The organism is Mesorhizobium sp. B2-3-5, from assembly GCF_006442395.1.
GTDB lineage: Bacteria > Pseudomonadota > Alphaproteobacteria > Rhizobiales > Rhizobiaceae > Mesorhizobium.
Genome location: NZ_VFVX01000046.1, coordinates 1 through 15153, shown reverse-complemented (window position 1 = coordinate 15153; position 15153 = coordinate 1). Strand labels below are relative to the sequence as shown.

The 15153-nt window shown below is 60.4% G+C and carries 15 protein-coding genes and 3 pseudogenes; 10 read left to right on the top strand and 8 right to left on the bottom strand.

Going from position 1 to position 15153, the window contains the following annotated elements; translation table 11 throughout:
- The first annotated feature begins 105 nt into the window (after nt 1-105).
- Complete coding sequence (locus FJ958_RS28760) at nt 106-1038, top strand: aldo/keto reductase (RefSeq protein WP_246679812.1); 933 nt, start codon at nt 106-108, stop codon at nt 1036-1038.
- A gap of 437 nt (nt 1039-1475) precedes the next feature.
- Here FJ958_RS28760 and FJ958_RS28755 read toward each other — a convergent pair.
- Nucleotides 1476-1736, bottom strand: a pseudogene (locus tag FJ958_RS28755) (Gfo/Idh/MocA family oxidoreductase); the annotation flags it as partial.
- Nucleotides 1737-1906: 170 nt separating this feature from the next.
- Here FJ958_RS28755 and FJ958_RS28750 point away from each other — a divergent pair.
- Nucleotides 1907-2245, top strand: coding sequence for a hypothetical protein (locus FJ958_RS28750; protein ID WP_246677076.1), 339 nt, complete (start codon nt 1907-1909; stop codon nt 2243-2245).
- A gap of 330 nt (nt 2246-2575) precedes the next feature.
- On the opposite strand, the gene FJ958_RS28740 is transcribed toward FJ958_RS28750, so the two are convergent.
- From FJ958_RS28740 to FJ958_RS28715, 6 genes and pseudogenes are all read right to left on the bottom strand, one after another.
- Nucleotides 2576-3301, bottom strand: coding sequence for an alkaline phosphatase family protein (locus FJ958_RS28740; protein WP_246677077.1), 726 nt, complete (start codon nt 3299-3301; stop codon nt 2576-2578).
- Nucleotides 3302-3502: 201 nt separating this feature from the next.
- Nucleotides 3503-4027, bottom strand: a complete 525-nt coding sequence (locus tag FJ958_RS28735; protein WP_246677078.1) for a DNA-binding protein — start codon at nt 4025-4027, stop codon at nt 3503-3505.
- A gap of 1 nt (nt 4028) precedes the next feature.
- Nucleotides 4029-4388 (bottom strand): hypothetical protein, encoded by a 360-nt coding sequence (locus FJ958_RS32285; RefSeq protein ID WP_246677079.1) that lies wholly within the window; start codon nt 4386-4388, stop codon nt 4029-4031.
- Between the two features lie 211 nt (nt 4389-4599).
- Nucleotides 4600-5259, bottom strand: a complete 660-nt coding sequence (locus FJ958_RS28725; RefSeq protein WP_246679816.1) for a hypothetical protein — start codon at nt 5257-5259, stop codon at nt 4600-4602.
- Nucleotides 5260-5692: 433 nt separating this feature from the next.
- A pseudogene (locus FJ958_RS28720) lies at nt 5693-5830 on the bottom strand (transposase domain-containing protein); the annotation flags it as partial.
- A gap of 432 nt (nt 5831-6262) precedes the next feature.
- Complete coding sequence (locus FJ958_RS28715; RefSeq protein ID WP_140748655.1) at nt 6263-7171, bottom strand: LysR substrate-binding domain-containing protein; 909 nt, start codon at nt 7169-7171, stop codon at nt 6263-6265.
- Nucleotides 7172-7395: 224 nt separating this feature from the next.
- On the opposite strand from FJ958_RS28715, the gene FJ958_RS28710 reads away from it, so the two are divergent.
- The 8 genes from FJ958_RS28710 to FJ958_RS28675 all read left to right on the top strand — a co-directional run bounded on the left by FJ958_RS28710 (nt 7396) and on the right by FJ958_RS28675 (nt 14676).
- Nucleotides 7396-8262, top strand: a complete 867-nt coding sequence (locus FJ958_RS28710; protein ID WP_246677080.1) for a transporter substrate-binding domain-containing protein — start codon at nt 7396-7398, stop codon at nt 8260-8262.
- Between the two features lie 62 nt (nt 8263-8324).
- Nucleotides 8325-9473, top strand: a complete 1149-nt coding sequence (locus FJ958_RS28705; RefSeq protein WP_140748653.1) for an FAD-binding oxidoreductase — start codon at nt 8325-8327, stop codon at nt 9471-9473.
- Nucleotides 9474-9492: 19 nt separating this feature from the next.
- Nucleotides 9493-9762, top strand: coding sequence for a (2Fe-2S)-binding protein (locus tag FJ958_RS28700; RefSeq protein ID WP_348642233.1), 270 nt, complete (start codon nt 9493-9495; stop codon nt 9760-9762).
- Nucleotides 9759-11216, top strand: coding sequence for an NAD(P)/FAD-dependent oxidoreductase (locus FJ958_RS28695; protein WP_140748649.1), 1458 nt, complete (start codon nt 9759-9761; stop codon nt 11214-11216). Before FJ958_RS28700 ends, FJ958_RS28695 begins: the two co-directional genes overlap by 4 nt.
- 47 nt (nt 11217-11263) lie before the next feature.
- Nucleotides 11264-12451: an FAD-binding oxidoreductase gene (locus FJ958_RS28690; RefSeq protein WP_140748647.1), complete on the top strand. Its 1188-nt coding sequence runs from the start codon at nt 11264-11266 to the stop codon at nt 12449-12451.
- A complete protein-coding gene (locus FJ958_RS28685) occupies nt 12444-13163 on the top strand; it encodes an ABC transporter permease subunit (protein WP_140748645.1) in 720 nt (239 codons plus the stop codon). The genes FJ958_RS28690 and FJ958_RS28685 overlap by 8 nt, the downstream gene beginning before the upstream one ends.
- Entirely contained in the window at nt 13163-13885 is a 723-nt protein-coding gene (locus FJ958_RS28680) for an ABC transporter permease (protein ID WP_140748643.1), read from the top strand. Before FJ958_RS28685 ends, FJ958_RS28680 begins: the two co-directional genes overlap by 1 nt.
- A complete protein-coding gene (locus FJ958_RS28675) occupies nt 13882-14676 on the top strand; it encodes an ATP-binding cassette domain-containing protein (protein WP_140748641.1) in 795 nt (264 codons plus the stop codon). The genes FJ958_RS28680 and FJ958_RS28675 overlap by 4 nt, the downstream gene beginning before the upstream one ends.
- Nucleotides 14677-15012: 336 nt before the next feature.
- Here the strand turns inward: FJ958_RS28675 and FJ958_RS28670 are convergent.
- Nucleotides 15013-15153, bottom strand: a pseudogene (locus tag FJ958_RS28670) (ATP-binding protein); the annotation flags it as partial.

Below are 15153 nucleotides of genomic sequence, written 5' to 3'. Positions count from 1 at the left end.
CGTCATCGCCAGGCTCGAATTGACGGTGCGGGCATCGATCAAAAGCAGTAGGCCAGTCTTAGTCTGGAGGTGGCGGTGAAACGGCGTCCAATCGGACAGACTGGATTGGAAGTTACCGAGATCTGTTTCGGAACGGCTCCCCTCGGCGGGATGCCGGACACTTATGGCTATAGCGTCGACGAAGCCACCGCACTTGCGACCATCCGAGCGATTTTCGACGGCCCGGTCAACGTCATGGACACTTCCCGCAATTACGGCCTTGGCCGCAGCGAGGAGCGAATTGGAACAGTGATCAGAGAGCGCGGAGGTCTACCTCCAGGATTTGTGCTTTCGACCAAATTAGACCGGGATATGGGTACAGGCCGCTTCGACGCCGGTCGCGCCAGACAGTCGCTCGAGGAGAGTCTTCTGACTCTCGGTCTCGATCGCGTTCACATACTCCACCTTCACGACCCTGAACATTCCGCCGATGCCGACGAGATCACGCGGCCAGGCGGCGCGCTCGATGAATTGTTTCGGATAAAAGAGGAAGGTCTAGCGACCGCGGTCGGGTTGGCAATGGGCCGTCTCGATATCATGCTGCCGATCGTAAGAGACTGGCCGTTTGACGTCCTGCTCAACCACAATCGCTTCACGCTTTTGAATCGATCGGCAGGTCATCTCTTTGAGCTTGCCAATGAAAGAGGGATAGCTGTGTTCAACGCGGCTCCTTACGCTGGCGGTGTCTTGGCCAAGGGCAGTTCGCGGGTGTCTCGGATAACCTATCAAGAGATCGATGAAACAAAGCTCGCACCAGTGCGCCAGATCGAGGAGCTGTGCGGAAAGCATTCCCTGGCCCCTGGCGCGGCAGCACTGCAGTTCTCACTAAACGACCCGCGGATCACCTCGACGATTGTAGGTGTTTCAAAACCCGAGAGGATCGCCCAGACACTTGAGTGGGCCGCCGCGGCCATCCCTGAACAGGCTTGGGAGGATCTTGGGAAGATTGGGTATTCGTTGGATGATCCCGAGGCCGAGCGGCTCTATAAACCGGGATAGTGACGGCGCTAGCACAATCTGCAGCAATGCATTCGCAGCTTTCGCCAGCAATGTTGTCGATTCGGCTTACCCAAAAATCTGCTGCTTGAGGATGCGCAGGATAGCGCTGTCGGTCGCGGAATGTGGGCTTACCGCCTGGCGGGCAAAAAAACCGCGTTCGAGCGCGCCGCTGCGCCTCACGCCATCGCCGACGAAACAACGCGCGAAACAGGCAAGCCGCTTGTCCAGTCCGAGTGCGAATGGCGTTATCCGATCTCGCTGGCGGTCACGACGCGGCGCTCTGCGATCTGGCATCGGCAAAGGCGTCAATTTCTGCGTTGAAGGCCACCTGCTAGCGCTCGATGAGGCAATGCAGATAGGGCTCGGCTTGTCCATGAACCGTCGGCCGTAGATCCTGGCACCGTGCGCGCGGCAGTTTTCGGAGATCGCCGTGCGGCTGAACCGAACGCCTCGACACGTTGCATATCCGCAGACGGCCCGACGGGAATTGTTGATGATGGCCTACTTCCCGCTTGCCGTCTTCATCACGACAGTGTCCCAGTCGCCCGTTCGATCCACCAATTCCGGATCACCAGACGGGCGCCGGTTGCGAACACTTCGACAGGTCCCTCGCCGAGCATGAAGCGCGCCAGGTCGAAATCATGGATCGTCATGTCCCGGAATATCCCGCCCGACACTTCAAAGTAGGCGGCAGGAGGCATGTGCGCTTCTGGCCGGCGGTGAAGACCCTGAACTTGGGCTGTCGGGTGCCCCTTCGTCCCTAACCGACCTTTGAATCCCTTTGAAGTCCCGCTTCTGAAGGAGTAAATACAACCTTAGCTAAAGGGAGGTAGCGGTGGTTGAGGGCCATAAAGACGTGGCGCGGACGATGATTGACGCCACCTTCGGGTCGCAGCATCGATCCAGGGCTGATATTGCCTCACTACGCTTCGATATAGCTCAAACCCGGCGTGTAATCGCGGCATCACGAGACCTTCTAAAGCGGTTTCGCCAGCGCAAGATGGACGAAGCGTTAAGGGAGGTTGAGCAACACCACCCGGTATCCGCGTTCGATGCAGACATTCTCCGCAAGGTCTTTCAGGATTTGGTCTTGGAAATGAAGGCACCGGAGTGTCAATGGCGTGATCTCGCTCAGACCCTGGTTTACGAGTTTACCGGGTGCGAGCGGGTCGAGTCCGGCTTGGTGGATTGGATCATCAGGAAGTAAATCCGCCTTTCAGACTTCAAAACTGGCTTGACGCCATGTTTCCGAGCGCCTTCGTAGATGTGGTAGGAACCGCGGATGCTGGAATCGAGGATCGTCTGCCATTCGCATTCGAGGGGCGCGCCGCCGAAATGCACAATGGCGTTGCAGTCCTTGGTCGCGGCGATCGTTGCCTCCGTGTCGGCGAGGTCGGTGCCGCCTCTCGAAGTTGGGCACCATTGACGACAACGTAAGTGATGCCGCGCACGGCACTACATCGTGGCTTCCTGCTCCAGCTCTTTCATGTCCTGAAAACGGTTCGCAACACGGGCTGCGGCATAGCTCTCAAACATCCTACGGCTCTTTCCAGACGCTTCCGATCGCCGTTCTTACGATGGTGGTACCCAGCGGCGCTATACATTCGATGTCCTCGATGGTCCGCAGCAATGTGTAGTGGTCGATCCTGTCGGCGTAACGGCCGGGCTTGATACCAGCGCCGTAAAACACCGTGAATATGTGGTTCTCAAGACCGCCATCGTCCTCGTCGAAGGTTACAATCAGCAGGCTGTTGTGCTTGCGCGACCAGATGGCATAGGTGCGCAAATGGGCCTTCAGCCATGCATCGGCCTTCATGATCGTGCCGTCATGCATGTCGTTGGCCAGGTTGGGGATGACGAAGCTGACCGCCGGCAGCCGCGCATAGTCGCGCGGAAATTTGGTCAGTGATTTTCCGGCTCCTCTGGCGTCGGCAAAGGATTCCCACGGATTGTGTTTGCGGGGCGATCCGGGCTCGGCATAGCCCACAAAGGCCTTGCCGGCAGCCTGAAGGCGCTCGGCTAGGTTGGACCCGGCAATCTCGTGGATGCCATCGTCGCGCACCCCGTTGGTCGAGCCGCTGAACAGCGCCAGGTAGTTGGGCTGGCTGGGATGAGCGACCCCATGCGAATTATAGAATAGGGCGCCGTTCCTCGCCAGGGTCTGCAGATAGGGAGCAGCGCCCGGCTGCGCGATCTGCTCGAAGGAGTGATTCTCCATGACCACGACCACTACATGGTCGTATTGCGGCGGCGCATCAGCCATGGCGATAGAGCCTCCGCCCAAGGCAGTGCCGCCGGCCAGGATGAGCAACACGGCGAACCGTTGAAGCAGACTACGACTTTGTGGACGCGTATTCATCTCTCTCTAAAGTCATTTGACCGAATGTCAGTATCTGAAGCATACGATACCAGCTTTGCGCTTTGGACATTCCAGGCCGCATCTTTTATGCGAAGAGGCTGCGGATTACTTCGGACGATAGAACAGAACCCGCCCGGTCGGTATTAGCTGAAGCCGAGTTTTTTGTGCCTGCAGGAACTTAACACGGTCGTGAAGTGCGCGAGGACAGGCATCTTTTTGGTAGGCCTGAAGCCGACATAAAATGCCCGAAAGCAGGGCCGCCCGCGGAGCACATCGGGATCGGGTGCAAAGATACGATGTGCATGCATGTGCTTGATGGTGCTGCCGATTTGCCTGATCGCCCCCCTTAGTGCCGGGATGTTTGGGATCCAGCACATCCACCGTGTGCATGAGTTCCTGAACGGCAACCGTCGAGTGGTTGCCCAAGCGGAGATCGAGCAAGTCCGCAACAACATCAGGCGCGCGGCCCTGCAAGCCATCGATGTAAACACAGGTATTAAGCATGAGTTCCTGCCCTGCCTCGGCAGTGTCAACGAGGAAGGGCAACTCGTCATCGTTGCGGCGAGACAAGCCTTTTTGGAAAGCGAACCGTGCCCAGCGAATCGATATTTCGAAATCGAAGTCCGCCAAGTCAGAATCCAAGCTTCAGCGTCGGATCAACGGTTCCTCTCGTCTTTCTAAACGACTGTCCGAAATCGTCATAGAGCGCAACACTAGCGAGTGCGAATTCAATCAAGTCTGTATCAGTCGCAATACCAGTCTGTTTCTTTGCCTTTTCGACAAGCGCGGGGCTGATACGACTGCCGATTCGCCTGCTCTTGTCGCCCAGCAGACCAGAGTTTTCCGCAGCCTTCATGATGGCCTCGAAACGAGCACTGCTGACGCTAACGAACTTGCCGGTCTTCAGGAATGGCTCACCAGGCTTCGTCGTCGTTCCGATCATGCCAGCACGTCCTTTCTTCTTGGCGCCGCCGCTTGTGTGTTTCTTCATTGCTGCCTTCGCTACAACGCAGCCTCCCTGTCTGACATTTTCCAATTTCGTCTAACATATCATTGGCGCGGCAATTTCAAGGAGCCATCGAAATGCGGCATCGTTCCAATATTGCCGGGCGCAGTGCTTTAGGCGCGAGGTGCTGGGTGGACATTTGTACGGTTTAGCACCAACTTTGATGCAACCTTGCGGTTCACGCGCTGCGGAAGCACTATCCCGACTGCACTGGTCCCTCAAACAGTGTATGGTCCGGCCTGCGATCCTGTGTCACCGGAAAGCAGGCCGGGCTTTCCGAGGTGCGCGAGATCTGAGATGCAAGCGCCAAGGCCATTCTCCCGCATCGAGAGGGCTCCCATGCGAGTTTGCCTTCAAGCCAAAGCGCATCAATTACTGAGCAATTCGAACATCCTCGCCGGGTGAGCCGGGCGTACAACGCTCCCGTTGTGACCCCAGTTCGAGTTGCGACAGAACCCATTCCGGTGCATGAAATCCGGGGATAGCGATCGATTTCTTCAAACACGAGCGAGCGAGCAGATGATTGCCGACACATCGGCGATCGTTGGCCTTTTGGGCAGGAAACCGATCGCCTGCAGGTGAGCAAAGGCTGGGCCCGAATTTTGTATGGATACGGGATATAGCTGCCATCTGAGCTAGAAGACGCCGAACTCGCCCTTTGGTGCGTCGCGGCCACGTACACCTCTCCAATGGGAACACGGACCCCTTCGGTAGAGCTTGAAATGGTGGATGCCCATGCGTCGTGCAAATCGATCGTTCCGATATTGACGTTGCACGACTTGAAGATCGGATTGCCCATCAGCCGTTCCCCGAGATTGTCGCAGACCTTGAGGAAAGGGTCACAGGATTTCCAGATGTCGTCTAGAAGTTCCGGAGGTATATCCTGACGAACGCGGCCAACCCTGAAATAGTTGGATGCACCCAGCCGCCGGAAGCGCGCTCGTAGAAAGCCATCAGCTTCTCACCGCTCGGCGAAGGAAGCGGTTTTCAGACCGCCTGCAGGGCCATGAAACGTAAGCGTCCGGAAGGCCGCCTTACGAATGGAGAGTCCAGGAACAATGCTGTTAGCGTTATGAAGGCGTGTGAGCTTATTCTTGTCGCGATAGGGAGTGCGCAATGACCTATAAAACTGGCTCAATTCTAACGGTCTGTCCGCGATGCGGCAAACCCGCCCTACAATCGCCAAGCAAGGGAATTTGGTGCGCTCATTGCAAGAACGGATCAAGAGGCAGGCAAAGCCGCTTGTCATTTGTGGCGCGCTAAGTCTCAGCTTTGCGACCGGGTGCAGGTCAGGCCGCCTGAGCGCTCAGCGTCTTGAATGTCCAATTCCATGGAAGCAGTTGCTCCAGCCTGGTGATCGGCGTGTCCGCGATGCGGGCGAGAACGTCAGCAAGCCATGACTGCGGTTCTCCTTCATTGCATTTGGATTGACGGCACCAGCTTTGAGTGGGGTAACGAAAAGATGGCTTAGTCGACTCCATCCCCAAACGAGTTCTCGGGCTGCTATCATCTCCGAACTCGTGATGTCCCTGCCGGGACGGTGGTTGCGGCGACCTCGGTCAAACGGCTGACAGCAGTTCATCTGCATCTCGTTGGAAACGTTGAGGCGCCCGACCCGAACATCATCATGAGGCATTCGACCTCGGAAAGGACCGTGACCCCGGCGATGGCAATGCGATCCGGATTGGCAACTACCCGCAATTAAAGGGCCGTTTGACACCCAAGTGTTCTTAACGACAGCTTTGCGCCGCACTTCAGTCACTTCAACGGTCTCATCCGCGCCCCCAAACGGGAAATTCCCCCACGATGAGGCCAACCCCCTTATGTCCTTGCTGCTCATTGGAGCCGCTGATGGCGGTTTAGGAAAAGTGCTCCTCCAGATAGACGCGGAACTCCCGCTCGAACTGCTCTTGGAGGAGGGACGACATATGCGTGCGGCTGCGCGTCAGATAGACATGGCAGGGCACGTAGGGAAGGAACGGCTTGATGGCGAGCGTTCCGCGCCACCTTTCCGCAGAGAACTTGTCGACGATGGAGACGCCAAGCCCCTCGGCCACGAGAGCGCAAGCGGCGTCACTGTAATGAGCCTCGAAGCGCACCTCGACGCGAACTCCCGCGTCCTCAAAGCTGCGGTCGACGGCCTGGCGCGAGCCGTCCTCGCGCCCAAGTGCGATGAAGCTTTGGTCGCGGATGTCAGCGGCTTCGATCGCCTCCTTCTCGCTCAAGGGATGTCCCGCTGGCAGCACGCAGACCGAAGCCGTCTCGAAGATGAGATCGCAGGTGGTCGCCGGGTCGATCACCGGCATCGTCATCAAGCCAATGTCGAGTTGCTTGCTCGCAGCGAGTTCTGCGATCCGCACGGACGCTTCCGGCTCCAGCGACAGCCGCAGCTTGGGGTGGTGCCGGGCGAACACCCCGACAAAGCGGGGTAGCACATAACTGGACAGCGCCGGATAAGCGCCGATGATCAACCGACCCGCCTCTAGCTGTTGGATGTCGGCCGCCAGACGCCGCAATCGCGCCATGCCCCTGACGATATGCCCGGCCTCCTCGTGCAGTAGGTAGGCCTCCGCGGTCGGAGCCAACCGGCCGCCCTGCCGCACGAACAGCTGGATCTTCAGCGTGTGTTCGAGATTGGCAATGTGGGCGCTGACGGAAGGCTGCGAAATGTGCAGGAGATTGGCGGCACCAATCACTGTTCCCGCATCCATCACAGCGCGAAACGCTTGCAACTGTCTGTAGTTCATTTTCTGCGCGCCGGGCTTCATAGGAAAAACCTATAGAGGATGCACCTTTTCATATTTGTCAATTGCCCCGAGTTTCGCTTTATTCTCCACCTGCTGGAAGAAGCATCCAGCCAATTGGCACCGCGATTGGCCATCGCGGCGTTCGCAAAGAGCACTGCGCAGAGACTAACGCGATTGCGTCACTGTCTTTCGATCGACGGATCGAGGCGGCCCCTTCGCGCGCAGCCAATCATAAAGAGGGTAAAATGAAAATGGGACTGTTACGATGGATGGGCCTCGCGGCGAGCGCCTTGATTTTCCTCACCGGAGCCGCGCGTGCGGATGAAGCCGGCCAATGGTCGAAGATACGCATTGCGACCGAGGGCGCCTATGCGCCCTGGAATTATATGTCCTCCGACGGCAAGCTCGCGGGCTACGAGATCGATCTCGCCCAGGAACTGTGCCGCCGCATGAAGGCCGATTGCGAGATCGTCGCCCAGGACTGGGATGGCATGCTGCCCGCGCTCAATGCCGGAAAGTTCGACGCCATCATCGCGTCCATGTCGGTTACGCCCGAGCGGCAGAAGGTGGCCTCTTTCTCAGTGCCTTACGCCAAGGCGCCCAACGCCTTCATGATGATGAAGGACAATCCGCTGGCCTCGGAACTTGGCCCCCGGGTCGACTACAGCCTGAAGAAGGATCCCGAAGGCGCCAAGAAAGCGATCGCGGCGATGGCCCCGGCGCTGAAAGGCAAGGTGCTCGGCGTTCAGGGCTCCTCGACAGCCGCGACGTTCGCCACGGCCGAGTTGAAAGAACTGGTCGAGATCCGTGAATACAAGACGACGGACGAACATAACCTCGACCTCGCCGCCGGGCGCGTCGACCTGGTCATGGGCAATATCACCATGCTGAAGGCCGCCATGAAGCAGCCAGACCTGGCTGGCGCGACCCTTGCCGGTCCCACATTCATCGAAGGCGTTCTCGGCAGCGGTACGGCCAACGTGGCCATGCGCAAAGACGACACCGCGCTCAAGGCAAAGTTCGACGCGGCCATTGCCGAGGTCAACACCGACGGGTTCAACCGCGCCCTGACAGAGAAGTGGTTCGGGGTCGATATCACGCCCAAGGATTGAGTTCAGCCGGGCGGGCGCGAAGGTGCGGCCCGCCCATCTTGTCCATCGGAAAAATTGATAGCATGACCCAGTTTGTCATAGTGGGTGCCGGGCTCCTCGGCACGTCGATAGCCTATCGCCTCGCGGAACGAGGCCACATCGTGACTATTGTTGAGCGCGACCATCCGGGCGCCGGCACAAGTGGTTCGAGCTTTGCCTGGACCAACGCGAACGAAAAGACCCCCTACAACTACCACCTGATCAATGCGCTGGGGATGCGCGCGCACCGGGAGCTCGAAAATGAATTCGGCGCGCGTCCCTGGTTCCATGGCGGCGGGGCGGTCGAATGGCGCTCGAACGCGCATGAGGCACAAGAACTCGATGAGCGCGTCGAACGCCTGATTGGATGGAACTATGCGGCCGAATGGATTTCGCCAGACCGGTTGCACAGGCTAGAGCCGGCGCTCGCTCGGGACGCTTCAGGCGACGCCAAGATTGCCTATTTTGCCGACGAAGGCTGGGTGGACCCCAGCGTCTACATCGAATTCTTCCTCGGCAAGGCCCGCGACCTGGGAGCGAAGCTGCGCCGCGAGACCGTCACTGGCGTCGACCTGAGCGGCGACAAGGTGACGGGCGTCAGGACCGCGTCGGCAAAGACGATCAGCGCGGACATGGTCGTCAACTGCACTGGCCGATGGGCAAACGATCTCGGTCAGGACGTGCGCTTGACCTTCCCGCTGGCTCCCACGATCGGCCTTCTCGTTGTGACCGCCCCCGCCCATTCGGGTGTGCGACGGGTGGTCCGCACCAGTGCAGTCAACATGCGGCCCGATGGCGCGGGTCGCATCATGCTGCACAGCGAGCACGACGAACAAGCGTTCACGCTCGAAAGCAGTTCGCACGATACCTACCCCGCTGCCCTCGCCATGATTGAGCGCGCATCGCGCATCTATCCGGGATTCGCAGGCGCCACGCCCGAGGCAATGCGGCTGTCGCATCGCGCGATCCCAGGCGACGGCGTGTCGGCCGTCGGTCCGGTCCCGGAAGTCAGCGGCTACTATGCAGCTGTCACCCATAGCGGAGCGACGCTTGCGCCTTGGCTCGGCCAGGTGGTTGCCGCCGAACTCGCGGGAGAGGCGGCCAACGATGCGCTCCAGGATTTTCGGCCAGCCCGCTTCTTTGGACGCCAAACCCAGCCATCAGCGCCTGCTCGGAAGCCCCAGCATGTTTAGACGACTCCGGGCCGATGATTTGACCACGACGATCTACTTCGACGGACGGCCATTGCGTTGCCGGCCAGGCGACAGCATTGCGGCGGCGTTGCTCGCGGCAGGCGTTGAGCGGTTCCGCACGACGCCGGTCAGTGGGACCGATCGCATGCCCCATTGCATGATCGGCAATTGCTTCGACTGCCTGGTCGAGATCGATGGACGGGCCGACCAGCAGGCCTGCCTGGTCCCGGTTAGAGAAGGATCCCAGGTGCGATCGCAACTGGGCACGGGAAAGTTCGACGCCGTATGACCGATACCCCGCGCACAGACTGTGAGCTTGCCATTGTCGGCGGCGGCCCGGCAGGCCTCGCGGCTGCCGCACTTGCCGCGGAACTCGGCGTGGAAACAATACTGTTCGACGAACAGCCGACGCCGGGCGGACAGATCTATCGGAACATAGAAGCCAACAGCCGCAAGCTCGACGCTTTGAGCGATATTCTCGGCGCCGACCACGCCAAGGGACTTGCGCTGGTGGAGCGGTTCCGCAGCAGCGGCGCTGCATACGAACCTCTAAGCTCGATCTGGCAGGTTACTGCTGCAGGCAAGCTCGGCGTATCGCAAAAGGGCCGAGCCTATCTGACGAGAGCCGGCAGGATCATTCTGGCGACTGGCGCGGTCGAGCGTCCGTTTCCGGTTCCAGGCTGGACGCTGCCCGGCGTCATGGGAGCAGGTGCGGCGCAGACGCTTATGAAGGCGTCCGGCGTGGTGCCGGACAGGCCAACTGTCATCGCCGGCTCGGGGCCGCTTACCTATCTCGTCGCCTTTCAGCTCATGAAGGCCCGCGCGCCCCTGACTGGCGTCATCGACACATCGCGAAAGGGACTGCTCGAGACGGGGCTCACTGCTCTCCCAGTGCTGCCAGGCTTTGCTGGCGATCTGCTGAAGGGCCTGTCCTGGATGGCTGCGCTGCGAAGGGCCCGCATCCCCGTCTTCAGCGGCCGCAACGTTGCGGCCGAAGGCGGCTCGCGCGTCGAGGCCGTAACCTTCGAGGGCCGCGGGAAGAGGCGCCGGCTGCCTGCGTCGCTTCTGCTTCTGCATGAGGGTGTAGTCCCCAACAACCAGATCACCGCAAGCCTGCGCTGCAGGCATGTTTGGGACGCCGCCCAGATGGCTTGGCGTCCCTGGACGGACGAGTGGGGTGTAACGAGCGCGGAGTTGGTGGCCGTGGCGGGCGATGGCGCGGGTATCTCCGGCGCCAGAGCGGCGGTGCATGGTGGACGCCTGGCTGCACTTGATGCGGCCTGCCGCATCGGTCGCATTTCGCGGGCCGAACGCGACGAGCGCGCGCGTCCCGAGCGTCAACATCTCCAGCGGGATGCCCGGTTCCGTGCGTTCCTCGACAACACTTATCGCCCTAACGAAGCGGTGCGCCGGTTGGCGAACGAGACAATCGCCTGCCGCTGCGAGGAGGTAACAGCTGGCGATCTGCGCGCGCTCGTTGCCGAGGGCTTCACTGACATCAACCAGCTCAAGTCATTCTCCAGATGCGGCATGGGACAGTGCCAGGGCCGCATGTGCGGGGCCACCGTCGCCCGCATCCTGGCGCAGAGCCTCGAAACTGACATGGAGTCCGTCGGCTACTACCGGTTGCGCCTGCCGGTGAAGCCGCTGCCAGTCGCTCAGCTTGCCGAGCTCGGCAACGCCGAACGCGATTTGAGACCGTCGCCATTGGGTGCCGACGGCGACCCGAGCCAGCGCGTTTGAGCGATGAGAAGCAGAAGCGACACAATGAGACGGATCGGGATGCCGCAATGATGGCGACAGACGCAATCGTGATTGGCGGTGGCATCCATGGTTGCTGCACGGCGCTCCACCTTGCGCTGCGGGGCCTGCGTACAATCCTATTGGAAAAAAACACCGTCGGTCGCCACGCCTCCGGCGTCAACGCGGGCGGCATACGGCAATTGATGCGCCACAAAGCCGAAGTGCCGTTATCCATAGCGGCAATGGACGCCTGGGAGCGCCTGGACGACCTGCTCGGTCCGGAGCTGGCAAAGAACTGCGAATTCATCGGCGGCGTCGGTCAGATAGGCATCGCCGAGACCGAAGCCGAGATGGAATGGTGCCATACGCGGGTGGCCGAAATGCGCTCGCTCGGCCACGAGTTTGAGGAAGTGATCGACGCCAAAGAACTCAGGCGTCTGATTCCTGCCATCGCCGATATCTGCCGTGGCGGGATCATCTCGCGCCGGGACGGTCATGCCAATCCGTTCCGCACGACACAGTCTTTTCGTCTGCGCGCCGAGCAGCTTGGCGTCCGCCTCATGGAGCGGACACGCGTGACCGGACTTGAGCAGGGTGATCGCGGCTGGACGGTGGCGACCGAGAGCGGCGTCTTCAGGGCCGATATTTTGATCAACTGCGCGGGGGCGTGGGCGTGGCAAGTCGCCGAAATGATCGGCGAGCACCTGCCCAAGACCCATTTTGCCTCGACCCTGATGGTGACGTCTCGCATGCCCCATTTCATCGACCCCGTGGTGATCGGCATTGACCGGGTGCTTTCGTTCAAACAGACGCAAGCCGGCACAGTTGTCATCGGGGGAGGGGTTCTCGGCGATCCTGACCTGAATAACGAGACGGCTGATACCGTCGCCGACCGAATGGTGGTGAGCGCCCAGACCGTCTGCGAATTTTTCCCGATCCTGCGCCGCGCGACCATCGTGCGAAGCTGGGCCGGACTGGAAGCCCTGATGCCAGACGTCATACCGGTGATCGGTCCCAGTCAGGTCGCCCACAATCTATGGCACGCTTTCGGCTTCTCCGGGCACGGGTTCCAGCTCGGCCCCATCGTCGGCTCGATCATCGCCGATCTGGTCGCCACTGGCGAAAGCGCCATTCCGATAGCTGAGCTCAGTCCGGCCCGTTTCTCGACCAACGACATGCTAGCAACGACGCGCATTCCTGACCGCAAAGTCTCGCAGGAGGCTGGTCGTGAATGACTTCGGGCTGATGACCGTCTTCAGCTTTGCACCCGGCGGCTGGGGTGCCGCCATGGCGGCGGCAAGCGCCATGACGATCGCGGTGGCAACGGCGGGCTTCATCGCCGGGGCGATAATAGGCACGTTTGGGGCGTGGGCGAAGATTTCCGGAGGCAGGGTCGTCCGCTCGGTCGCCGATGGCTATACGACGGTTCTGCGCGGAATCCCCGACCTTCTGGTGATATATCTTTTCTACTTCGGGTCGAGCGCCGTCCTGACACCCATCGGCCGGGTCTTTGGAGCCAATGGCTTCCTCAGCCTGCCGGCCTTCTTCGCCGGCTGCCTGGCGATTGCGATCGTCTCGGGCGCCTATCACACGGAAGTCTTCCGTGGCGCCTACCAGGTTGTAGCGCGTGGAGAGATCGACGCAGCCTACGCCACGGGCATGTCGCGAGCGCTCGCGTTTCGGCGTATCATCGCGCCGCTCACATTGCGCTTCGCCTTGCCTGGCCTGGCAAACATCTGGCAGCTCGTGCTCAAGGAATCGTCGCTGATCTCGGTGACGGGGCTTGTCGAAATCCTGCGCCAGTCTCAGATCGGCGCGGGCTCGACCAAGCAGCCCTTCACCTTCTTTCTGGCGGCGGCGATCCTCTATCTGCTCATTTCCTCCGCCTCGGGATGGGCGCTGCAAATCGCTGAACGACACTTCACCCGCGGGCTCGGGAGAGGGTGATGGACTTTTCCTTCTTTCTGAGTGCCTTTCTCCGACTGCTGCCAGGGGTCCCTTTGACCCTGCAACTGGCCTTCATCTCGGTGGGGCTCGGAATGGTCCTTGCCCTCATCCTGGCTTTGTTGCGTCTATCAGGCATCCGCCCATTCGAGTGGATCGCGCGGGCTTATATCTTCTTGTTTCGCTCGACGCCGCTTTTGGTCCAGATCTTTCTGATCTACTACGGCCTCGGTCAGTTCCCGACAGTTCGCTACAGTGTGCTGTGGCCGATGCTGCGGCAGCCTTACTGGTGCGCCATCATCGCGCTTGCGCTGAACACAGCCGCCTATGGCAGCGAGATAATCAGGGGTGGCCTGCGTTCCGTGCCCGAAGGCCAGACAGAGGCCGCCCGTGCCTGTGGCATGAGTCGCATCACCGTGTTCCGGCGCATCGTGCTGCCCCTTGCCATCCGCCAGGCTCTTCCGGCCTACGGTAACGAAATCATCCTGATGGTGAAGGCGACGGCACTGGCTTCGGTGATCACCATGATGGAAATCACCGGCCTCGCGGCCAAGCTGATTTCCGAAACCTACCGGGCGGTTGAAGTCTTCATTGTCGCGGGAAGCATCTACCTGATCACCAACTACGCCATAACGCGCGTCATCCATCTCCTGGAATACTGGCTGACGCCGCATCTAAGACCCGTGCCGACACCGGGCGTCGTCGAGAGAGAGGATGCAGTATGAGCTTGCAGCCACAACAGCACGAGCCGGCAGCCCCGATGATGCCAGCCGTCCGCATCCGCGACCTGCGAAAAGCCTACGGGGCATTCGAAGTGCTGAAAGGCGTTTCGCTCGACGCCAACGACGGGGATGTCGTCTCGATCCTCGGATCGTCGGGTTCGGGCAAGTCCACGATGCTGCGTTGCATCAACATGCTGGAAACTCCGACCGGAGGCGAAATCTCCATCGGTGGCGAGGTCATCCGCATGACGCAGACGAAAGCCGGCCCGAAGCCTGCCGACCGGACGCAGGTTGACCGCCTGCGCGCCCATGTCGGCATGGTCTTTCAGAGCTTCAATCTGTGGTCGCACAAGACGGTGCTGGAGAATGTGATCGAGGCCCCCATCCACGTCCAAGGCCGTTCGCGCGCTGAATGTGTCGAGGAGGCCAAGGAACTGTTGGCCAAGGTCGGCATCGCCGACAAGCTAAATCACTATCCGATACATCTTTCCGGCGGTCAGCAGCAGCGCGCCGCGATCGCGCGAGCACTGGGCCAGCGCCCCCGCGTCATGCTGTTCGATGAACCGACATCCGCCCTCGATCCCGAACTGGTCGGCGAGGTCCTGAAAGTGATGCGCGCGCTGGCTCAAGAAGGTCGGACCATGCTCGTGGTCACGCACGAGATGGGCTTCGCGCGGGAAGTGTCGAGTAAGGTGGTCTTCCTTCACAAGGGAATTGTTGAAGAGGAGGGGCGGCCCGAGGAAGTCTTCAGCGCGAGTCGCTCGGAACGTCTTCGCCAGTTCTTGACGCGATGACAGCAAAGACGCTCGCGTTCGTTGGTCGGTGACGCCTTCTTTCGGCCCAAAGCGGTCGACAGGCGATTCTACAGTTGGCCATCGACTGGGGTTCTGGAGGCCTTTCGAACTTTCTGGGTCGCGCCACAGCCCGAATTGCGTGTGCTTATGGAAGAAATTGGAGTGTCAGCTCTAGGCTAGTTTTGACCAGGCTTCGACTTTCGGCCGGGCTTTCGCTTCCGAACCAATAGCTGCCGGCGTCCATCTGGGCGACGTGGTCGAAGATAAGCCGCGGCAGCTTCACCGCTGCATTCTTCATGATGTGCATGGACGTGATCGGCTTCGGCAAGTCAGCCCAAATTTGTCGAGGAACAGCACGCCGTGATGCGCCAGCGACACTTCGCCTAGCCGCGCCCGCAACCCGCCGACCATCGCCGCCATCGAGGCCGAATGATGCGGGGCGCGGAACGGCCGCCGGTCGGTCAGCTTGCCTTCGCC